Annotated in this window: 24 protein-coding genes; 13 read left to right on the plus strand and 11 right to left on the minus strand. The window is 31.8% G+C overall.

Features of this window, described 5'->3' with window-relative positions:
- Positions 1–85: 85 nt before the first annotated feature.
- Positions 86–883, minus strand: a complete 798-nt coding sequence (locus IW18_RS11995) for a Kdo domain containing protein (RefSeq protein WP_052480151.1) — start codon at positions 881–883, stop codon at positions 86–88.
- Between the two features lie 350 nt (positions 884–1,233).
- Between IW18_RS11995 and IW18_RS12000 the strand changes: the two genes are divergently transcribed.
- A complete protein-coding gene (locus IW18_RS12000) occupies positions 1,234–2,211 on the plus strand; it encodes a CgeB family protein (RefSeq protein WP_041517987.1) in 978 nt (325 codons plus the stop codon).
- Positions 2,212–2,347: 136 nt separating this feature from the next.
- On the opposite strand, the gene IW18_RS12005 is transcribed toward IW18_RS12000, so the two are convergent.
- Complete coding sequence (locus tag IW18_RS12005; RefSeq protein WP_052480152.1) at positions 2,348–3,175, minus strand: polysaccharide deacetylase family protein; 828 nt, start codon at positions 3,173–3,175, stop codon at positions 2,348–2,350.
- Positions 3,176–3,184: 9 nt separating this feature from the next.
- Positions 3,185–4,297, minus strand: coding sequence for a glycosyltransferase (locus IW18_RS12010; RefSeq protein WP_041517989.1), 1,113 nt, complete (start codon positions 4,295–4,297; stop codon positions 3,185–3,187).
- 546 nt (positions 4,298–4,843) lie between these two features.
- Between IW18_RS12010 and glf the strand changes: the two genes are divergently transcribed.
- From glf to IW18_RS12025, 3 genes are read left to right on the plus strand one after another with little or no spacing between them, the layout of a single operon-like run.
- Positions 4,844–5,947: a UDP-galactopyranose mutase gene (glf, locus tag IW18_RS12015; protein WP_041517991.1), complete on the plus strand. Its 1,104-nt coding sequence runs from the start codon at positions 4,844–4,846 to the stop codon at positions 5,945–5,947.
- Between the two features lie 11 nt (positions 5,948–5,958).
- Positions 5,959–6,720, plus strand: coding sequence for a DUF4422 domain-containing protein (locus IW18_RS12020; RefSeq protein WP_052480153.1), 762 nt, complete (start codon positions 5,959–5,961; stop codon positions 6,718–6,720).
- Positions 6,721–6,775: 55 nt separating this feature from the next.
- Positions 6,776–7,339, plus strand: a complete 564-nt coding sequence (locus IW18_RS12025; RefSeq protein ID WP_041517992.1) for an L-threonylcarbamoyladenylate synthase — start codon at positions 6,776–6,778, stop codon at positions 7,337–7,339.
- Positions 7,340–7,470: 131 nt separating this feature from the next.
- Here IW18_RS12025 and IW18_RS12030 read toward each other — a convergent pair whose 3' ends face one another.
- Entirely contained in the window at positions 7,471–8,595 is a 1,125-nt protein-coding gene (locus tag IW18_RS12030) for a cysteine desulfurase family protein (RefSeq protein ID WP_041517993.1), read from the minus strand.
- Between the two features lie 87 nt (positions 8,596–8,682).
- On the opposite strand from IW18_RS12030, the gene IW18_RS12035 reads away from it, so the two are divergent.
- On the plus strand, positions 8,683–9,687 hold the full coding sequence (locus IW18_RS12035) for a hypothetical protein (protein ID WP_041517996.1): 1,005 nt from the start codon (positions 8,683–8,685) through the stop codon (positions 9,685–9,687).
- A 157-nt stretch (positions 9,688–9,844) separates the two neighbouring features.
- Here IW18_RS12035 and IW18_RS12040 read toward each other — a convergent pair whose 3' ends face one another.
- Entirely contained in the window at positions 9,845–10,396 is a 552-nt protein-coding gene (locus tag IW18_RS12040) for a Smr/MutS family protein (RefSeq protein ID WP_041517998.1), read from the minus strand.
- Positions 10,386–10,571, minus strand: coding sequence for a hypothetical protein (locus IW18_RS12045; RefSeq protein WP_041517999.1), 186 nt, complete (start codon positions 10,569–10,571; stop codon positions 10,386–10,388). Before IW18_RS12045 ends, IW18_RS12040 begins: the two co-directional genes overlap by 11 nt.
- A 146-nt stretch (positions 10,572–10,717) precedes the next feature.
- On the opposite strand from IW18_RS12045, the gene IW18_RS12050 reads away from it, so the two are divergent.
- Positions 10,718–10,963: a DUF2752 domain-containing protein gene (locus IW18_RS12050; protein ID WP_052480154.1), complete on the plus strand. Its 246-nt coding sequence runs from the start codon at positions 10,718–10,720 to the stop codon at positions 10,961–10,963.
- A 14-nt stretch (positions 10,964–10,977) separates the two neighbouring features.
- Here the strand turns inward: IW18_RS12050 and IW18_RS12055 are convergent, their stop codons facing one another.
- A complete protein-coding gene (locus tag IW18_RS12055; protein WP_041518002.1) occupies positions 10,978–11,679 on the minus strand; it encodes a DUF1003 domain-containing protein in 702 nt (233 codons plus the stop codon).
- A gap of 190 nt (positions 11,680–11,869) precedes the next feature.
- Between IW18_RS12055 and epsC the strand changes: the two genes are divergently transcribed.
- The 4 genes from epsC (at position 11,870) to IW18_RS12075 (ending at position 15,258) form a co-directional block, all read left to right on the plus strand.
- Entirely contained in the window at positions 11,870–12,661 is a 792-nt protein-coding gene (gene epsC, locus IW18_RS12060) for a serine O-acetyltransferase EpsC (protein WP_041518096.1), read from the plus strand.
- 1 nt (position 12,662) lies between these two features.
- On the plus strand, positions 12,663–13,550 hold the full coding sequence (gene cysM / locus IW18_RS12065; RefSeq protein WP_041518004.1) for a cysteine synthase CysM: 888 nt from the start codon (positions 12,663–12,665) through the stop codon (positions 13,548–13,550).
- A gap of 196 nt (positions 13,551–13,746) precedes the next feature.
- On the plus strand, positions 13,747–14,733 hold the full coding sequence (locus IW18_RS12070; protein WP_041518005.1) for an aldo/keto reductase: 987 nt from the start codon (positions 13,747–13,749) through the stop codon (positions 14,731–14,733).
- Positions 14,734–14,853: 120 nt separating this feature from the next.
- Complete coding sequence (locus IW18_RS12075; RefSeq protein WP_052480155.1) at positions 14,854–15,258, plus strand: hypothetical protein; 405 nt, start codon at positions 14,854–14,856, stop codon at positions 15,256–15,258.
- Positions 15,259–15,326: 68 nt separating this feature from the next.
- On the opposite strand, the gene IW18_RS12080 is transcribed toward IW18_RS12075, so the two are convergent.
- Positions 15,327–16,166 carry a sensor histidine kinase gene (locus IW18_RS12080; RefSeq protein ID WP_240475557.1) on the minus strand — a complete coding sequence of 280 codons (840 nt, stop codon included), beginning with the start codon at positions 16,164–16,166 and terminating at the stop codon, positions 15,327–15,329.
- Between the two features lie 358 nt (positions 16,167–16,524).
- Here IW18_RS12080 and rlmD point away from each other — a divergent pair, with 358 nt between their 5' ends.
- From rlmD to IW18_RS12095, 3 genes are read left to right on the plus strand one after another with little or no spacing between them, the layout of a single operon-like run.
- Positions 16,525–17,937: a 23S rRNA (uracil(1939)-C(5))-methyltransferase RlmD gene (gene rlmD, locus IW18_RS12085; RefSeq protein ID WP_041518009.1), complete on the plus strand. Its 1,413-nt coding sequence runs from the start codon at positions 16,525–16,527 to the stop codon at positions 17,935–17,937.
- Between the two features lie 7 nt (positions 17,938–17,944).
- Complete coding sequence (locus tag IW18_RS12090) at positions 17,945–18,502, plus strand: DUF6452 family protein (protein ID WP_041518010.1); 558 nt, start codon at positions 17,945–17,947, stop codon at positions 18,500–18,502.
- Positions 18,474–19,286 (plus strand): DUF6048 family protein, encoded by an 813-nt coding sequence (locus IW18_RS12095; protein ID WP_041518098.1) that lies wholly within the window; start codon positions 18,474–18,476, stop codon positions 19,284–19,286. The genes IW18_RS12090 and IW18_RS12095 overlap by 29 nt, the downstream gene beginning before the upstream one ends.
- A 74-nt stretch (positions 19,287–19,360) precedes the next feature.
- Here the strand turns inward: IW18_RS12095 and IW18_RS12100 are convergent, their stop codons facing one another.
- The 3 genes from IW18_RS12100 to IW18_RS12110 all read right to left on the minus strand — a co-directional run bounded on the left by IW18_RS12100 (position 19,361) and on the right by IW18_RS12110 (position 21,557).
- Positions 19,361–20,053 carry an aspartate/glutamate racemase family protein gene (locus IW18_RS12100; protein WP_041518012.1) on the minus strand — a complete coding sequence of 231 codons (693 nt, stop codon included), beginning with the start codon at positions 20,051–20,053 and terminating at the stop codon, positions 19,361–19,363.
- 15 nt (positions 20,054–20,068) lie between these two features.
- Positions 20,069–20,305: a hypothetical protein gene (locus IW18_RS12105; protein WP_041518014.1), complete on the minus strand. Its 237-nt coding sequence runs from the start codon at positions 20,303–20,305 to the stop codon at positions 20,069–20,071.
- Between the two features lie 88 nt (positions 20,306–20,393).
- Entirely contained in the window at positions 20,394–21,557 is a 1,164-nt protein-coding gene (locus IW18_RS12110) for a THUMP domain-containing class I SAM-dependent RNA methyltransferase (protein WP_041518015.1), read from the minus strand.
- Positions 21,558–21,674: the final 117 nt, after the last annotated feature.

A 21,674-nucleotide genomic window follows, 5' to 3' on the forward strand; every position in this document is an offset into this window, starting at 1 on the left:
AAAACCAACTGTTTCTTTAATTTTATAAATAAGAAAAGATTTACACTAAGAATAAAATGAATTCATGACAGTATTTTCAAAATCACTAAGATTTCCAGAATTTAAGTTTCTTTTTAAGTCTTTTCTTTTTAGCAAATTCTTCTTGAAAATGAGTTGTAGCATGCCACATCGTTTCAAAAATTTCAGCTTCAGTCTTATCCGTATAAAACTTAGCATATTCATTACTCATTACTGCAATCATGTCTTTTCTAGGCGTTAAACGTCTAAAATTGTTCATGCGTTGCTCAAAGCTCATTGTTTCATGAAAATTCATTCGGTTTAAATCAACCAAAAAGAACTCATATTTATTTTCAGTTACCTTCTTAATTAAAGTATTTCCGGGAGAATGATCTAGAAATTCGACTCCTTTTTGATGTAAATCAAATGTAAATTTAGTAAACTGTCTTAAGATATTATCGTGATCCGGGTAATCTGGAATTTCCACCAACTCTCTATAAGTCAACTCTGTTACTAAATGTTCGCTTACATAGTAACTATCTTTTAATCCTAGAAAATTGAAATTCTCATAATATGCAATTGGTTCTGGAGTTCCAATTCCTTTTTCTAACAAAATTGTAGCATATTCGAACGAACGCTTTGCTTTTGATTTTCTAAAATATTTATAAGCTACCTTATTAATAATGTTCGGGATTTTAAATGATTTGATGTTAATTGTCTTACCATTTAAATTGAACAATTTAATTTTATTGCGATCTCCATTACCAAAAAGCTCTCCTGAATTTTGGAAACTATCAATAATAGCAAGAATATCATTATACTGTTTTTCCTTGTTGTATTCACTAAAATCTCCCTTATTAGCAGTAATAACTAATTTATTAGCCATGTGTATTTCTAAGATTAAGTCTGTTTAAAAATGCTCTTTTTCTATGTTTGAACATTTTTTTACATTTTTTTATTTTTCTGATTAAACCTTTGGCAACAAAATTAATCTAATAAACAAGATAACTTCATTCTGGAACATTTTTTTTATCTATTCCAGCAAATATTCCTTGTCGCAAAAGGGATAGCAAGAGAAGATGAAGTTGTAAAAAAACAAATCAAACCATATATTAAAACTGTATTTTTTGCGTTATTATATCCCATGTTAGAATGAAAAAGGCTTTTATTATTGAACACGTGGGAATTATGTAATTTAAAAAAAACAGGTTTAAGTATTTTTACACCTACAAAAATATGAATAACAATACTATGCAAATTACCTTGATAAGTTTTGACAATTGGGGCCTTAACAAACATATAGCCACAAGTTTGGAAGAACAAGGACACAAAGTAAAACATATTGATTTTAATGCTTTTAAATATAAATACCCAACTCCATTACATAAAGTTCAGAATTTTATTTTAAAAAATCTTTTCAAAATAAACCTGAAGAATTTGTATTACGGAAAAGAAATCATTAAAAAACTACAAGAAAACAAAGAAGTTCAGGACGTTATTTTAACCATAAAAGGGGACTTTATTGATTCGAAAAGCATTTTGGAATTTAAGAAATACACCAAAAAATCAATTGGTTTTTTTAATGACAATAGTTACCGTTGCCCTAAAATTGGACGCGTTTTTTCGTCTTTTGATGAAGCTTATTCATTTGAGAAAGAAGATTGTCAAAAATTCGGTTTAAAATTTGCTCCAAACTGGATTTACAATTCTTCTAATACAACTGCAAATACAAATACTGATTTTGAATATGATGTTTTTAACATTAGTTCTATAGACAGACGATTACCCATTTTAATGCGTGTGGTAAAAGAACTGGAATCAAAAAAAGTAAATCATAAGTTTATTGTTTACGACAAAAATCATAAACCTACCAATGACAACGTTACTTATATAGACAAACACATGTCCTTATCTGAGGTTAACAACTATATTAATCGCTCAAAAGTATTATTAGACATCAATAGAGTTGGTCAAACGGGTTTAACTTTTAGAGTTTTTGAAAGTCTTGGTTTAGGAAAAAAACTTATCACAACTAATAAAAGTATAAAGGATTACGATTTTTACAACCCAAATAATATCCTTATAATCGACGAGAAAAATCCCGTTATACCTACTTCTTTTTTCGAAAATGATTATGAAAAAATCCCTGAATCTGTTTATAAAAAATATACTTTAGAAGGTTGGAGTGATAGTGTTGTTTTTAAAAATGTTTAACACAATCATCTCCGCTTAAAAAAACAAAAACGCCACATTTTTAAGATGTTGACGGTTTTATATTATAATATCTAATTTGTATTTTCTATTAATCGTAAAGTGATTTGAAAAAAAGATCTAACTAAAGTCCCTATTCCTAAAACAATTTACGTCGACCAAGTATGACTTTCTTTTTAAAAGTTTCAAATGAATCTCTTCCTCTAATATCAATACGTTGTACTTTATAGACATCTTTAATTGGGAATATATTGATTCTATTTCCAATTCTAAGACCATACTTAATACCATATTTTTTGAGCAACTCAAAAAACTGCTCTTGTTTTGGCCCTTTTTTTCTGTAATATCCGCCGTAAGTATATGCTAAAGCAGGAAAAACTTTAAGATCTTCTTTCGCAATAATCTCTTGGCAAAGCTGCAAGTCCTTTTCGATTTCTTCTAAAGATAAAAAAGCATAATTATCGTGCTTAAAAGTATGATAACCCAATTCGATATGAGATCCAATAGCCAACAATTGTTCTTTATTCATTAACTGCATGTTATCATTTTTATTGATAAATTTTCCGCCCCAATCAATTCTTTGGCCAATTCTTCCTAAAACCATAAAACAAACTGCCTTAAAATCGTACTGCTTTAACAAAGGATACAACTCTGTATAATTGTCCAAAAATCCATCGTCGAAAGTTAGAACTACTGATTTTTCGGGTAAAGGCTGATTTTTATTTTTTAGCTCATCAATTTCCGACAACCAAAAAGTTTTATAATTGTTCTTTTTTAAATATTCAAACTGCTCAATTATGTTTTCTTTCTTAATTGTAATTTGATCTTCGAAACCATTTGTAGAAATAGAATGATATTCTAAAATTCTTAATTTTTTATTAGGCGAATAAAACAATTTGAACTGAACATTTAGCACAATCAAAAAAGCAAATAAAACAATCAATAGAACTAAAACAATATAAAACATAAGTATTTTTTAAAATGCATTATTAACAACAACCTCATTTGCAACATTAGAAATCTTCGTCGCAATAATTATGCGGGTTGAAGTACTCATTAAAAACTCATAACCTTTATCGATAAATTTATCTCGAAGTAAGTTATTGTCTATAAGTGCTTCGACTTTGTTTGCAAAATCAAACGAATTTCCAACTTCGGCCAATAAACCCGTTTCATTATCTATTAAAACTGTTGGTATTCCTCCTGCTTTTGCAGCTACCACCGGCACTTTACAAGCATAACTCTCAAGAATTACACCGCCAGTTGCTTCATTTTTAGAGGTAAATAAAAACAAATCAAACTCAGGAAGACATTTATTTACGTCTTTTCTAAAACCTGCAAAAATAATTTCATTTTCCAAGCCCTTCAAACGTGCATAATCTTTAATATCCTGCTCCAGAGATCCTTCACCAATTAAAACATATTTTGCTTTAAGTCCTCTTTTAAATAACTCTTCTACTGTATTTACCCAGGTAATATGGTCTTTTACTTTACAAAATGCCGAAACATTTCCAACTATTTTATAATCCTGCGGAATATTAAATTCCTCGTGAAGAAAACCTTTTTTAGGATTATTTATAAATCTATCTGTATCTACAACGCTTCCAATAACTGTAAGCTTTGCGTGATCTTTAACTGAGAGTTTAAGAATATCGGCAACAGGATCAGAGATACAAACAATTTTTTTAATTGATTTGTGATTGTATTTATATTTTCTAAAAAAGTTGGTTCCAACATTTTTAATTAAAGTTCTAAAAAGAACCATTGGTACATTTAAACCAAAAAATATTGACGCCAAAACTGCAATAGTATGAGATTTACTATTGTGCAGAAATAAGATATCCGACTGAAATTTTTCAACCTCCTTCTTAAAATTTTTAGCAAAGCTAAGACTGTATTCAGATTTAAAATCTAAACCTAAAACTTTTATATTTTTTTGAATAGCAATTTTAAAAATTTCAGAATCTTTTGGACAAATGATCAACTGATCTTTTACCAAATTATTGTCCCGAAAAGTTTCAAAAATATCTATTATCATTTGCTCGTGTCCCCTCCAGACTTTCGAAGCAGTAAAATGTACTAAGCGCATATTTCCAAAATGACTTTTTATGATGCGAATGTAATTTATTTTTAGATTCTAAATGATTATATCTTAAAAATTTAGCTTAAAAATCACTTAAAAAATTATTATCTTAAAAAACTTACAAATAACACTATTTTTAATGGTTTTAAATAATCAAACTAAAAAAATAAGTCGATTTTCCCCAAAAAAAGTACATTATAAATGAAATTATTTTCCCGAAAAAGGAAAAAAAAGCATTCTTTCTTCCAAAAACTATCATTTACAATGTTCGAATTATGCATAATTTATTTTTGATGAAGAATAAAAGAACGTCTATTTTTAAAGAAAAATCAAATTAACTCTTTTTTTTAAGTCTAAAATAATTCGATGATTTTCTAAACTTAATATCAAAACTTAATAATTTTATTATAACATTGCACCATAAATTCATACATGATTATTCCTTAAAAAAGGAATAAAAATAATCTTAATACCACTAATTTTAAAAACATCTTTTAGGCACTATGAAAAGCAGTTACTATTTTATTGAAATCAAAAAGTTAAAACTTCAACATGAGTAATTACGATTATTTAATAGTAGGCTCAGGACTGTACGGAGCAGTTTTTGCCCATGAAGCAACAAAAGCAGGGAAAAAATGTCTTGTTTTAGATAAAAGAAATCATACTGGCGGTAATGTTTATTGCGAAAATACCGAAGGAATAAATGTGCACAAATACGGTGCTCACATTTTTCACACCAATGATAAAGGTCTTTGGGATTATGTAAATCAGTTTGTAGAATTTAATAATTATGTAAATTCTCCTCTTGCCTATTCTAAAAACAAGCTTTATAATTTGCCATTCAATATGAATACATTTTATCAGCTTTGGGGAACTATAACTCCAAAAGAGGCAAAAGCAAAAATAGAAGAGCAAATTTTGCTTTTTGGCGTAAAAGATCCAAAAAATCTTGAAGAGCAAGCCTTAAGCCTTGTTGGAAAAGATATTTACGAGAATTTCATTAAAGAATATACTGAAAAACAATGGGGAAGAAAAGCAACTGAATTACCTGCTTTTATCATCAAAAGATTGCCCGTTCGATTTACATTTGACAATAATTATTTTAACGACAAATATCAGGGAATTCCAATTGGTGGATATAATAAATTAATCGATGGTTTATTAAAAGATATTGATGTTCAGACTGGTGTCGATTATTTTTCGGATAAAAAAAAATTTGACAAGCAGGCTAAAAAAATAGTTTTTACAGGTAAAATCGATGAGTTTTACGGTTATAAATTGGGAATTTTAGAATACAGATCTCTTAATTTTATAAATGAAGTTTTGGATACTGATAATTTTCAAGGAAATGCTGTTGTTAATTACAACGACGCCGAGTATGAATTTACCAGAATTATCGAACACAAACATTTTGAATTTGGCAAACAAGCTAAAACTGTAATTACAAAAGAATATCCTCAGGAATGGGATATTAATAAAGAAGCCTTTTATCCGATAAATGATGCTAAAAATCAAGCTTTGTTTGAAGAATACAAGAAATTATCTCTACAAGAAGAAAATGTAATTTTTGGAGGAAGATTATCTGAATACAAATATTATGATATGCACCAAGTCATCGCTTCTGCCCTGACTTCAGCTAAAAAAGAATTATCTTAATACTTTAATAAATGAAAATATTTAATATCACACACAAAGCTATTCCTTACTTAAACAACGATTTATACCAATCTTTTCAAGTAAATAGTGGTGTAAATCCAATTATTTTTGAAGGTATTTATCAGGATAATACACTTGATAATATTGCATCACAAAACGATAATTTTTGTGAACTTACAGCTTGTTACTGGCTTTGGAAAAATCTGAATGACGACGGTTATATTGGTTTATGCCATTATAGACGATATTTCAATTTTTTTCCTAATAAACTAAGCCTAAAACCTTCTACTCAAAAAAGAATTTCGGCAGTAAATTTCGAAAAACATAAAATAGCAACAACTTCTACCGAAGAGCATAAAAAAATAATTACAAATGATTTAAAATCATATGATATTATTATGCCCAGAGCGAGAAAAATGAAGATTACAATAACAGAAGATTACGAACTTTTTCATCGTAAATCTGATTGGGACAAAACAAAAGAAATTATCATTCAAAAGTATCCAGAATACGAAAAGAGTATCGAAAAATACCTTGACAACAACAATAAATTTTACGAATGTAATATGATGATTACATCTAAAAAAATATGGGATGAATACCATTCTTGGCTTTTTGATGTATTATTTGAATTACAAAAAAATATTACACTTCCGGAAGATGATTACCAAAAACGAATTTTTGGATTCATATCAGAGCGATTATTAAACTTATATGTGCTGCATCATCAATATAAAATCAAGGAGTATCCTCTTTTATTTATAAATGATTAAATATTGCAAAAATGATAATCCGTATATTTGCAACTACTGTTATATATAAAATTTTATGATTACTGAAGAAATATTAAAAGCATACGAAGTGATAAAAGATGGAGGAATCATTCTTTATCCTACCGATACCGTTTGGGGAATTGGTTGCGATGCTACAAATCCAGAAGCTGTTGCCAAAATATACAAACTAAAACAACGTGCTGAAACCCAAAGTATGATTGTCTTGATGAACGGGGAAAAAATGATGTATAATGTATTTAAAAACATTCCCGAAGTAGCTTGGCAAATCTTGGATTTATCCGAAAAACCAACCACTTTAATTCTGGACGAACCAAGAAATGTAGCAGCAAATATTATCGCTGCAGATAATTCATTGGGTGTTCGATTGGTAAAAGAGCCTTTTTGTTTTAAATTATTAGAGCGCATGAAAAAACCATTGGTTTCAACATCGGCTAATATTTCGGGACAACCTACACCAATTGCTTTTAAAGATATTAATCCTGAAATAGTTAAAGGTGTAGATTATGTAGTTAATTTATATCACGATAGAGTTGCCGGAAAACCTTCGACAATTATCAAGTTAACCAATGATTCACAAGTAAGAGTTATTAGAAAATAATTGACTTCGACTTCGCTCAGTCTGACAGATTTACAATGTCCTCCTGAGCGAAATCGAAGGATATTTTAATATCTAAAATTCTGAATTTCAGCTACGAACCTTTGTCTCTTTGCACCTCTGAACCTAAAAAACTAAACCGTTTTCAAGCATTGAATTAAGTAATCAGTATCATCTTTCGTGTTAAAATGACTAAATGAAATTCGGAGATTTGGCAATTTTAAATCCGTCTCCGAAAGCATTTCTTTCAAAACGTGCGATGGTTTTACGCTTCCGGATTGGCAAGCACTTCCTCTCGAAACCGCAATTCCCTTCATATCCAAACTAAACAAAAGCATAGCAGTTTTATCTTCAGAAAAAGGTAAAATGATATTGATTATATTATAAAAATCGTCTTTTTTACCATTGATTCTAAATCCAGGAAAATGAATCTCTAGTTGATCAATAAGATACATTTTTATATCAGTTATTTGAGTTCTTTCCAGTTCCAAATTTTCATACGAAATCGACAAAGCTTTTGCCATTCCCGCAATTTGATGCACAGCTTCGGTACCTGCACGAAGTCCTTTTTCTTGCTCTCCACCAAAAATTAAAGGTTGTAAACCTGAGTTTTTTCGAATAAAAGCAAATCCAACTCCTTTTGGTCCGTGAAATTTATGTGCACTTGCTACAATAAAATCGACAGGTATTTTTTGCAAATCAATCTCGGTTTTACCAACAGATTGAACAGTATCTGAGTGAAATAAAACATTATATTGTTTGCAAATAACCCCAACTCTATCCAAATCTAAAATAGTTCCGGTTTCATTGTTTACGTGCATTAAGCTCACAATTGTCTTTTTTTCCTCGGCCAATAAATTTGACAAATGGGTTAAATCTATACTCCCGTCAGGATTTATCTTTACATAATCGACCTGAACATTGTACTCCGCTTCTAACACCATAACCGTATGAAGAACGGCATGATGCTCTATTTTTGTTGTAATTATGCGTTCGATTTTAAGATCTTCGACAGCAGAACGAAGAATCCAATTGTCAGCTTCAGTACCGCCAGAAGTAAAAATAATCTCCTGTGCAGCACAATTTAAATGCTTCGCAATACTCTTTCTGGAAAGCTCTAAAATAGTCTTTCCATTTCGTCCAAAACTGTGTGTTGATGATGGATTACCAAAATCTTCGGTCATAACTTTTGTCATCTCCTGAATAACTTCAGGGCGTATAGCTGTTGTAGATGCGTTATCGAGGTATACTTTTTTCATTGCTGCAAAGTTAAGAAATATCAATTGTCTAATCTTGAATATCATTTGCCAAATTTTTCACTATTTTTGACGTCAAATAAAATTACAATGAAAAAATATGCAAGCCTTCTATTATTAGCGCTTTTATTAAATGGTTGCGATGATGGTGATTTAACAGTAGATTCTGTTGATTTTGAAAATATTACACCGCAAACTTGCGATCCTACTGCTAATACTTTAATTTACAAACTTAAACCTCAGGAAGCTTTATTATTACAATTACCTCCGGGAAGTATTACAAATGATCCAACACTAAAGGACGCTCCGGTAATTTATAACATCGAAACAGGAGGAAATGGTTCGTACCGCTATTTATACAGAGCATACGATGGCGCAGTAGCAACTGCAAATATTTGTAACTTAATACCGCCAAAAACACCTAATGTAACACAAGAATGGCTTGCAATTGCTGGTGTAATTGAAATTGCAACGGCTCAAGTTGAAGAAACAGATCAAACTACTGGAAGTAGTAAAATAACGGGGTATGTTCATAGTATTAATTTAAAAAATGTGACGTTTTTAAAACCTGGCGATATTAAACAAGTAATGCCGGAAATTGGTTTTGGAGATCTCAAAACAACAGTAACTCCTGTGGTTGTAAATTTTACTGATGAGGATGCAATTTATTGTGATACCAACAAAAAAGTTTATAATGATAATGGTGTATCTTCTCTTACTATCGAGAATTTAGACCCTTTATTAATTGTTAATGTAGTTACTCCTGTAGGAACTTCAAGAACCAGTCTGATCAACTCAAACAATACACTGAATAAGGTTTATTACAGAACCTATAGTGGTACTTTACCACAAGACACCTCAGACTATTTTTGTATTGAAAAAACACCAACAACACCTCCTGTATTAGATAGCTGGTACGGAAAAGATGGCGAAGCAAATGTAAGTGGAATTATAAAGGTAACAACAACTGTAGACGTAAGTGGGAAAATTTTCAGACATAGAGTTGTTCTTGAAAATGCAGTATTAAGAAAAGGCAATAGTTCATTTAAGCTTGGAACTAGTTTTCTATTAGGAACTGCTATAACGACACTATAACTAAAATAAAAACAGGTTTTAAATAGAGCTAAAAAATCGCTTTTAATCCTACAAAAAAACGTCCGTTTTTCTAAGCTAATTTAGTAGTAAATTAGAATGAAAAACGGACGTTTTTTTATGCTCTAAAATCAACGGTTTTAAAACTAAAAAAAGACACTTATTTAGTGTTTTGCCTAAAGTAAACTTCTGTTGCGCCTAAGCCATATTTTTGATAATTGGCGTCCTGAAAATCTACACCGTCATAACGACCTAATAAAAAATCCAGTTCGGCTTTTAAAATTCCTTCGCCAACACCGTGAATAAAAACAATCTTCGGAATACGATTTCTAATCGCAAATTCGATATGTCTTTTTGCCGTTTCAGTTTGCAAAGTTAGAATATCATAATTAGACATTCCGCGTTTATTTGGAACCAATTTTTCAATATGCAAATCAAATTCCGGAGCCGAAATTTCGCGCTTATCCTTCTTTTCTTTGACAAAACTTCGCGGTTTTGGCTCTGTTTTCTCTTTCGAAATCTCATCTAAATTAATTCTTTTAATAGAATTCATTAAATTACTGGATTCTTGCATTTTAAGTAATTCATTGACAAAAAATGTCATCATAAATCCATCCTCCGTTTCAATCAAAACCTCATTGTTTTTCACTGAAACTACCGTTCCGTTTATAGCTTCGTCTAAAAGCGAAACCTTATCTCCTTTAGTCAACATCCTGCTCTTCTTTATCTTGATTTTTACTCGGTGTTTTTGCACTCAACTGCATCATGCCAAACATAAAAACTACAATTGCAATTACTGTTATATAGATATTTTTGTCTGCTGAAACTTGCTCATATAATGCAACCGAAATCGCAAGAATCATTATTAAAATTTTAAACGCTTTCATTTTTATTAGGTATTAAGATTTCAAAAGTATAAAACTTTAAACTAGTAGTTCATTCTCTTTGAAACAAGCTCCATCTTTTTTTCGTAAAATTGCATAAAATAAAACACTCGAATTTGGAAAATTTCATGCTTCCCTGCCCCTTCAAAATGCTCTTCGGATTTGACTGTTTAGGGTGTGGTTTTCAACGTGCTTTTTTCTTACTTTTTCAAGGCGAATTTTTAGCCGCTTTCAAGATGTATCCGGCACTCTATTCTTGGCTTTTATTTTTGGTAATTTTGGCTTTTCATTTTTTAGACAAATCTAAAAACTATAAAAAACCACTTTGGATTTTTGGTATAATAAATCTCCTTTTTATGTTTGGCGGTTATTATTACAAACACTTTTACATTTAAGTTTTTGTAAGAATTTATTTTTTGATTTGATTCAAAATATCGTTCATCATTTCAATTTGAACTTTTTGAATTTCGATTAATTCTTGTTGCTGATGCATGATTAAATGATCAATTTTATCATGAATCATTCTGATCTCTAATTCTGATTTTAGGTTAATCATATAATCTTTTTTAGCTCTGCTTCTATCCTTTTCTTCCTGACGATTTTGACTCATCATAATTACCGGAGCTTGCAACGCAGCAACACAGGATAAAATCAAATTCAGCAAAATAAACGGATATGGATCAAATCCTTTATTAACCAAAATATATACATTCGAACCAATCCAGACTACTATAAATGCTAAAAAAGAAATTATAAAAGTCCAGCTTCCTCCAAAATCTGCAACCTGATCTGCTACCCTTTGTCCAAAATTTCTTGTCTCAGGTTCATCTTCCACAGTGGTTACAATCGATTTATCTTCTTTTAACGATAGTATTACGCTTTTTTCAAGATCAGACAGCGCACCTATTTCTGTCGATAAATAATTAGAAATGTATTTCTGACGGTATTCATTTAACTCTTTAACAGCAATACAATCCGTTTCATTAAACGATGGATAATCTTTAATAATAAGGCCTAAAATGGGGTCGTGTATTGATTTTCCGAAAATTTTCTCACTTACCGGAAAATCCAAATCAGAAATAGCGCTCTTAAAAGTCGAATTGTTTTTCATTTTTATAATTTTTACTGGCTAATTTACGTATTTAACTTCTTAAGAATCATATAAAATAATCGTATTTATGATTCTTTTATTTATCACAAATAGCATTTGCAACACAAAATTTCTTTATAAAATTCGTGCCTTTATTTACAAAAAACACCTTACTTTTAACGTTTTAAATTATCCACTCAATTTTACAATTGTGACAAAAGAAACTATCATACAAAACATTAGAGCCTTAAAAAGCCATTCAAACATAAATTACGGAATCAAAACCAAAACTGAAAATTTTACTGAGAAGCTTTTTTATACTCTTTTTGATTCGAATGCTGCGCTGGACGAAAGTATCAATGAACTTGAAAAATGCTTTAAAGAAATTGCTGTTTTGGCCTGCAAAAAGCCCGAAAATTTATGCGAATCGATTTGGGATCGATTTCTGGAAAAACTTCCTGGTGTTTTAGAAAAACTAAATCAGGATGCCGAATATATTTTAGAAAATGATCCTGCTTCAAATAGTATCGACGAAGTTTATTTAGGCTATCCGGGTTTTTATGCAATCGCGATTTACAGATTAAGTCACGAATTGTATTGTCTTGATTTATTACTTTTTTCAAGATTAATGAGTGAATATGCACATAGAATTACCGGAACCGATATTCATGCAGGTGCCAAAATTGCATCGCCATTTTTTATAGATCACGCGACAGGTATTGTAATTGGAGAAACTACTGTGATCGAAAAACATGTAAAAATTTATCAAGGAGTTACTTTAGGTGCTTTGAGCGTGAGCAAAGACATGAAAAATGCAAAACGTCACCCAACGGTCGAAAAAAACGTTTGCATTTATGCTAATGCTACTATTTTGGGAGGCGCAACAGTTATTGGCAAAAACAGTATCGTTGGAGGAAATGCATGGGTAACCAAATCTATTCCCGAAGATTCTATTGTCATGAACACCACTACAACTGAAGTTAAAATAAAAGAAAAAAAATAAAATGGGTCCACAGAAATTGCTAAACCTAATTGGAAACACTCCTTTGATGGAAACTGTCAATTTGGTTAAAAATAAAAACGTAAAACTTTTACTGAAACTCGAAGGAAATAATCCGGGCGGTAGCGTAAAAGACAGAGCGGCTTACAACATGATTGCTTCGGCTCTTGAAAGAGGCGAAATTAAAAAAGGTGACAAACTAATTGAAGCTACAAGTGGGAATACCGGAATTGCGCTTGCAATGATCGCTCAATTGTTTCAAATCGAGATAGAATTGGTTTTACCGGAAGATTCAACAAAAGAAAGAACTCAAACCATGCGAGCATATGGCGCTACAGTGATTTTAACGCCCGCTAGCGAAGGAATTATTGGTTCGCGTGACTATGCCGACAAAAAGGTCGCAGAAGGCGGTTATTTGATGCTAAATCAATTTGCAAACGATGACAACTGGAAAGCGCATTATAAAACTACTGGTCCTGAAATATGGAATGACACTGAGGGAACTGTAACTCATTTTGTTTCGGCAATGGGAACTACAGGAACGATCATTGGAACTTCGACTTATTTAAAAGAAAAAAATCCTGCAATTCAAATCGTAGGTGCTCAACCAAGCGATGGATCTCAGATTCCCGGAATTCGCAAATGGCCACAAGAATATTTACCCAAAATATTTGATGCTTCAAAAGTAGATACGGTTGTTGATGTGAGCGAAGAAGAAGCCCGAATAATGACAAAAAGGCTAGCTCTCGAAGAAGGTGTTTTTGCCGGAATGAGTAGCGGTGGTTCTGTTGCTGTTGCTTTAAAAATTGCTGAACAACTAGAATCAGGCGTTATTGTAGCGGTTATTTGCGACCGCGGCGATCGCTATCTGTCTTCGGATTTATTTGATTAAAAAATGTTCAAAGGCGCAAAGGTTCATAGGTACAAAGTTTTCTAAACTAATCCTAAAACCTTTGCGCCTTTCCATATCTAAACCTTATCTCTTGTAAAAAACATAAGGACACAAAAAGACGCACTGCTGTGCGCCTCTACAAAAAACCTTTGTCCCTTTCGTCCCTATGAACCTCTGAACCTTTGAACCTCAAAATATGAACTACCGAAAACTAGGAAAAACAAACTTTAATATATCCGAAATATCACTTGGTACTTGGCAAGTTGGCGGAAAATGGGGATCTGCTTTTGATAATAAAACAGCAGACGAACTTTTGAACACCGCAATAGACAATGGCGTAAATTTTATTGATACTGCCGATGTCTACGAAAATGGTTTAAGCGAAACTGCTGTTGGACGCGTAGTTCGATCACGTTCTGAGCGTATTTATGTAGCTACAAAATGTGGTCGCCATATTAATCCGCATGTTAGTGAAGGCTATCAGCCAAAAGTGCTTCAAAAGTTTGTTGAAGACAGTTTAAAAAGAATGGGATTAGAAACACTAGATTTAATTCAGTTACATTGTCCTCCTACCGAAGTTTTTTATCGTCCGGAGATTTTCGAAATGTTTGATCGTTTAAAAGATCAAGGAAAAATTTTGAATCTGGGCGTTAGTGTCGAAAAAGTCGAAGAAGCCTTAAAAGCAATCGAATATTCGAATGTAACAACAGTACAGATAATTTTTAATTTGTTTCGTCAGCGTCCCTCTCAATTATTTTTCGCAGAAGCGAGAAAAAAAGATATTGGGATTATTGCCAGAGTTCCTTTAGCAAGCGGACTTTTAACGGGTAAATTTGATGCGAAAACAACTTTTGACGCACAAGATCATCGCAACTTTAATCGAAACGGAGACGCATTCGATAAAGGCGAAACTTTTTCTGGTATTGATTATGAATTAGCATTAAAAGCGGTTGAAAAACTAAAAGCTCTATTTCCCGAAACAACCAATCTTGCACCTATTGCTTTACAATGGATTTTAAGTTTTGAAGATATTAGCTGTATTATTCCAGGTGCATCTACCAAGAATCATGTTTTGTCGAACTTATCTGTTTATGATTTGCCAAAACTAACTCCAGAAAAAATCTCGGCCATGAACGCGATTTACGAAGAATATATAAAACCTTCTGTTCATCATTTATGGTAATTTAAGAAGGTACTGAGACACTGAGGTTCTGAGGTTCTAAGTTTTTTATTTTGTTTATTTTGACGCAACCATTTGTTTATCAAACCATCTAATAACTAACTAACCTTGAAATCATTAACCATGAAAAAATTAAGTTTTTTATTATTTGCGATTTGCCTCGCGTTTACTTCTTGCACCAACAATGATGATCCTAAAGAAAATGAATCAAAAAAACTGGACAAAATGTATCAGGAGATTATTACAAGTTCTTTAGTAAATTCAGAAGCTTGCACAGATTCAAATAATTGGGAGATTACTGCTCTCGGCTCAAAAGCTTGTGGAGGCGTTGCAAGTTATATCATTTACTCTAAAAAAATAGACAAAGAGGCTTTTCTTACAAAAGTAAAAGCATATACCGAGGCACAAACTGCATTTGATAAAAAATGGAATATCATGTCCACTTGTGATATTATCAAACCTCCATTTGGAGTAGAATGTGTAGAAGGAAAACCAAAACCATTTTATCAAAATGATTTTGCTTATTAAAAATAAAAAAGTGAGCTTAATTTCAGACGAAATCAAAACTCACTTTTTTTATTTTTAAAAGCACAAATCTAAGCTTCAAACTCAATTCTAAATTCAGCTCCTTTATTTTTTCCTTCGCTGGAAGCCGAAAGTTTACCGTTATTTTTTTCGATAATCTTTTTACACAAATACAAACCAATTCCGGTTGATGATTCGTTGGCTGTGCCTAATCGGCTCATTTTAGTGAATTTTTTAAACAACTCATCAATCTGATCTTTATCAAAGCCAATTCCGTTATCAGTAACCGTTATTATTACTTTAGAATTTTCACTAAAAATTCGAACCTTAATTTCACTATCAAAATAAGAGAACTTAATCGCATTGCTAATCAAGTTTACCAAAACCTGCACCAATAAACCATCATCAATTCTAAGACTAGCTTCAGTTAACTCAACATCCAAACTCAGTTTTATATTCTTATCCTCCAAACGTTGTTCTAGCTGCTCATTAATAAAAGGTAAAATACTTGGAAAAAATACCGTTCTCAATTCAAGATTTCCTTTTACAACTCTATCTTGTTCTTGCAATAACTTGATGAAATTTTCAATATATCTAAATTGCAAATTTGTCGACTCGCAAATTAACTCTGCCAATTGACGAACAGAGTCTGATGGATTTTCGCTAATTATCAATTTCGCCAAACCTTGCGGATTTCCGGCAAAATTTTTCAAATCATGAGAAAGCATATAAATCAAATCCTGTTTCTCGTTTATAAAACTCTCGGCCTCAAAAATAGACTCCTGAATATTACATAATAATAAACCAGCTTCATCAGTATATTCCGTAGGTAAAAGAGACAGTTTTCTATTACTTCTATAATCGTCTAATGCTTTTGAAGCAATAGAAATAGGTTTTATTAATTGATTCAAAACCAAAAGCGTTATTAGAGTCGCCAGCAAAGTCATTAATAAGGAGAAAACCAAAATTGAAGTAGGCGAAACACTATGATTGTAATAAAGCACAAAAAACAAAATTCCAATCAAAGGGATGTGTATACCTATAAAAGCTACAAACAAAAACTTGAAGGCATAACTTTTTTTTAAAAAGCTAATTTGTGAAAGATTATGATACAATTTCATAAAAAACAACAATACTATAGGTTAAAACATAGCTTTTGGAGACTATTGACAAAAACAAAGTTAACTTTTAAACTCATTTAAACTAACAAATTAAAGAATTTGATAAAATATTTTAAAAATTAAATTTATAAACACTTATTTTTGCGCTATGGGAAGAAAAAATACAGACAAAGTTGTCTTTCACCAAATTCAAGTTCTTGATGCTGGCGCAAAAGGAGTATCAGTAGCAAAGGCTCCTGACGGAAAAGTAATCTTTATTCCGAATGTCGTTCCGGGCGATGTGGTGGACGTACAAACTTTTAAGAAAAGAAAAGCCTATTATGAGGGCAAAGCCGTAAAATTTCACGAATTATCAGAGCATCGTATTGAACCAATCTGCGATCATTTTGGAGTTTGTGGAGGATGTAAATGGCAAAATATGAAATACAGCCAACAGTTGTATTACAAACAAAACGAAGTAAAAAATCATTTGCAACGTATAGGAAAAGTTGAACTTCCTGAATTCGAAGATATTTTGGGTTCTGAGAAAAAGTTTTTCTATAGAAATAAAATGGAATTTTCATTTTCTAACAGCCGTTGGTTAACTGAAAAGGAAATTGAAAGCACTGAAGATTTAGGAAATAGAAATGCCTTAGGATTTCATATTCCAAAAATGTGGGATAAAATTCTTGACATTCAAAAATGTCATTTGCAAGAAGATCCTTCAAATGCTATTAGAAACGAAATTAGAGATTTTGCCAACAAACATAACCTTGCATTCTTTAATCCAAGAGAACATTCTGGTTTACTTAGAACCCTAATGATTCGTACTGCATCTACAGGTGAAATCATGGTTTTAATTCAGTTTTTTGAAAATGATAAAAAGAACCGCGAATTAGTTTTAGATCATTTATACGAGAAATTCCCTCAAATTACTTCATTGCAATATGTTGTAAACGCAAAACAAAACGATACAATCTACGATCAGGATATTAAGCTATATAAAGGTAGAGATTATATCCTGGAAGAAATGGAAGGTTTAAAATTTAGTATCAATGCTAAATCTTTTTACCAAACCAATTCTGATCAGGCCTACGAATTGTACAAAATTACACGCGATTTTGCAGGACTTACCGGAGATGAAATTGTTTACGATTTATATACCGGAACGGGAACTATCGCACAATTTGTTTCTAAGAAAGCAAAAAAAGTAATTGGTGTCGAAAGTGTTCCTGAAGCAATTTTAGACGCTAAAGCAAATGCAGAACGCAATAATATTACGAATTGTGAGTTTTTTGTAGGTGATATGAAAGTCGTGTTTAACGAAAGCTTCATTGCGCAACACGGAAAACCGGATGTTATTATTACAGATCCACCAAGAGACGGAATGCATGCAGCAGTTATTGATCAAATCCTAAAAATTGGAGCTAAAAAAGTAGTTTACGTAAGCTGTAACTCAGCAACACAAGCGCGTGATTTAGCTTTAATGGACGAAAAATACAAAGTTACACGCGTTAGACCTGTTGATATGTTTCCGCAAACGCATCACGTCGAAAATGTTGTACTTTTAGAACTTAGATAACAAATTAATGAAAAAAATAATAGCTCTTTTATTAGTCTTTACTTTTGGTTTATCAAGCTGTGAGAAAGATGATATTTGCGATGCAAATACTCCTACAACTCCCCGATTAGTAATTGCATTTTATGAAATTACTGCTCCAACGACACCTAAAAATGTAACCAATTTAAAAGTAGTTGGCGAAGGCGAAACTAATGGAATTGTTTTTAATCCAACCGGAACTGCTACTGGAAAGTACATAACAAATAGTAACAAAATTTCTATTCCGTTAAAAACTAACGCAAATAGCACTACTTATAGCTTTATTTTTGACGCAACAAATCTTAATCCTGCTGCTATAAATACAGATGTTATAAAATTTAATTATACACATCAGGATGTATATGTATCAAGAGCTTGTGGTTTTAAAACTATTTTTACATTAAATCCAACTTCGACTATTGCGCCAATATCATCTCCTTTTGAGCAAACAGATCCTGCTGGTGATGGTTTATGGATGCAAAGAGTTATCATTCAAAAATATAACATTGACAATGAAAATGACATACATATTAAAGTATACTTTTAGTTTTTGCCTATTGTTTTCAATGTTTTTAGGTCATGCTCAAGAAACGTCAACGACAACAATAGCAAAAGAAACTACAAAACAAAAACCGAAGACTCCAACTGCTAAACCTGAAATTCAGGAAGTAAAACCCGACAGTATCAAAACTGATCGTTATGGCCTTCGTGTTGGAGTCGATTTGTACAAATTAACTCGTGGTTTTTATGACAAAGACTATAAAGGAGTTGAATTTACTGGAGATTTTCGTTTGACGAAAAAATACTATTTGGCCGCTGAACTTGGTTTTGAAGACAAAACTACAGACGATGACAGATTAAACTCGACTGCAACTGGAACGTATATTAAAGGAGGTTTTGACTATAATTTGTATCAAAACTGGCTTGATATGGAAAACTTAATTACAATTGGTATGCGAGGAGGTTTTAGTACATTTAGTCAACAATTAAATACGTACAAAATTTACAATCCAAATCCGTATTGGGGAGAACAACCTCCAGTTGTTGATGGTCAAAAATTTAATGGACTTACAGCAGGATGGATAGAAGTTGTTATGGGCGTAAAAGCTAAAGTTTTTAATAACGTATTTGTTGGTTTTGGTGTTCAGTTAAAAATGTTAGTAGCTAATGCAAAACCTAGCGGTTTTGATAATCTTTATATTCCTGGTTTTAACAGAACATACGATGGTAGTTTTGGAATTGGATTTAACTACACCGTTTCCTACTTTATTCCAATTTACAAGAAGAAGGTAATAATTCCGGAAATTGTAAAACCTACTCCTAAAAAATAACATCTTTTTAAAAATATAAAAGCCACGAATTCAAATTAAAAAATGAATACGTGGCTTTTTCTTTTTGAACATTCTTAAGACAATTGAAACTCAACCGCGGCATTTGAATGTATTAAAGTTGTATCAAAAACAGGGACCAAAAGGTCTTTTGGTTTTATAACCAAAGGAATTTCGGTACAACCCAAAATAATTCCCTCGGCTCCTTCTTTTATTAATTGATTGGCAATTTCTAAATAACGTTCTTTAGTCGATTTAGTTACAAGACCTCGCCCAAGTTCTTCAAAAATAGTAGTATGAATAAAATCTTTGTCTTCCTGATTCTGCGGAATAATAGCTTCGATTCCTTTCTCTGTCAGTTTATCTTTAAAGAAATCAAGTTCCATAGTAAACTTGGTCCCCAACAAACCTACTTTTTTAATTTCTTGTTTCTGAATTTCTATCGCAGTTGCAGTGGCAATATGAATAATAGGCAAACCAATTGCTTCTTCCAGTCTTTCGGCAATAAAATGCATTGTATTCGCACATAAAACAATCGCTTCTGCTCCACCCGATTTTAAAAATTCGCAAGCTTTAAAAAGCATTTTAAAAGTCGAATCCCAATCACTGTTTTCGTTATTTCTTTTTATATCGGCATAATTAAACGAATAAATCAAACATTCAGAGAAATTAAGTCCGCCCAGTCGATTATTTACTCCCTCATTTATAAGTTTATAATAATCTACTGTAGAAACCCAGCTAATTCCTCCTATAAGTCCAATTACCTTCATATAAAACTAAATTATTTATCCAATTTCTCTAATTCCTTTTATAAAGATCCACTTCATAAAAAGTTTTTCTCCGTCTTTTGTCTTTACTGCCTGAAATTTAGGAGAAATCAACGTTGCCACTATAAAAGCAGTCATCGGAATCCAAAGTCCAGTTAATCCCGTATATGTAGCTACTATATATCTTCCTGCAATAAAAAGAATTGCGAAACATCCTAATTGATATAAAAAAGCTCTTACTTGTAGTTTTGTCATTTTTTTTCTTTTAAGGTTCAAAGTTACAAAGGTTCAGAGGTGCAAAGCAAAACCTTTGTCGTTTTGCACCTCTGAACCTATAAACCTATTATTCGTTAACCTGAAACTTCGTTCTCTTACTTCCTTCGTACATCTCGTATTTTACCAAACGTGCTTCAAGACTTGCGTTGAAAAGTTTGATTTTGCGTGAAGGTTTTAATCCAACAAATTTTAAGGCTTCAAGATTTGCTGTAATAAACCAGGCGTTTGTTCCCGGGTAGCTTTTCTTTAAAGTATCTCCAATATTCTTATAGAATTCTTCCATATGAATATCCAAACGCTCATCATAAGGCGGATTAAATACCATATGAAGTTTTCCTTCTACCTCTTTTTCAGTATCAAAAAAGTTCTCTTCCTGAATGGTAATGTAATCTTCTAAATTGGCGTTTCTAATATTGTCTTTGGCTTTGCTTACAGCACTTGGCGCTTTATCAAAACCTTTAATTGTATAATGAAATTCTTTTGTTTTCTTCATCAAACTGTTTACAATTTGTTCGAACAAATCGTTATCCCAATCTTTCCATTTTTCGAAAGCAAATTCTTTACGATTAATGTTCGCCGGAATATTACAAGCAATCATAGCTGCTTCTGCCAAGAAAGTTCCAGAACCACACATTGGGTCCAAAAAGTGACATTGTCCTTCCCAACCTGATAATAATAAAACTCCTGCTGCCAAAACTTCGTTGATTGGCGCGATATTCGTCGCAGTTCTATAACCACGTTGGTGCAATGAATTTCCAGAAGTATCTAAAGCAACCGAAACTTGATCTTTGTCGATATGAACATTGATTCGTAAATCTGGATGCGCTTTATCAATACTTGGACGCTGACCTGTTCTTTCTCTAAATTGATCTACAATTGCATCTTTACATTTTTGAGAAACAAACTCTGAGTGATTAAAATAAGTTGAGTGAACCGTTGCATCTATCACAAAAGTCTGGTTAGCATTTAGCAACTTAGACCAATTTACGCCCGAAATTCCTTTATATAAGGCTTGTTCGTTGTTTGCTCTAAACGAGTAAATTGGTTTTAAAACTTTAAGCGCTGTACGCAACGATAAATTGGCTTTGTACATAAAACCTTTATCGCCTTTAAAGCTTACCATTCTCACTCCTTTTTCGACATCCTGAGCACCAAGAGCACGCAATTCATTCTCTAATATTTCTTCGAAACCAAAAAAACATTTGGCAATCATTCTAAAATTTTCTTCCATCTTTATTTTTGTATTAAAAAACAACTCCAATCCCAGACGTATACTAAGGTTTATTTAGGTATCATCGCGAAATAGTTATTTTTCGGCAAAAATACACTAAATTTGCGGGACTTTGAA

Origin of the sequence: Flavobacterium hibernum (assembly GCF_000832125.1) — a bacterium.
Classification (GTDB): domain Bacteria; phylum Bacteroidota; class Bacteroidia; order Flavobacteriales; family Flavobacteriaceae; genus Flavobacterium; species Flavobacterium hibernum.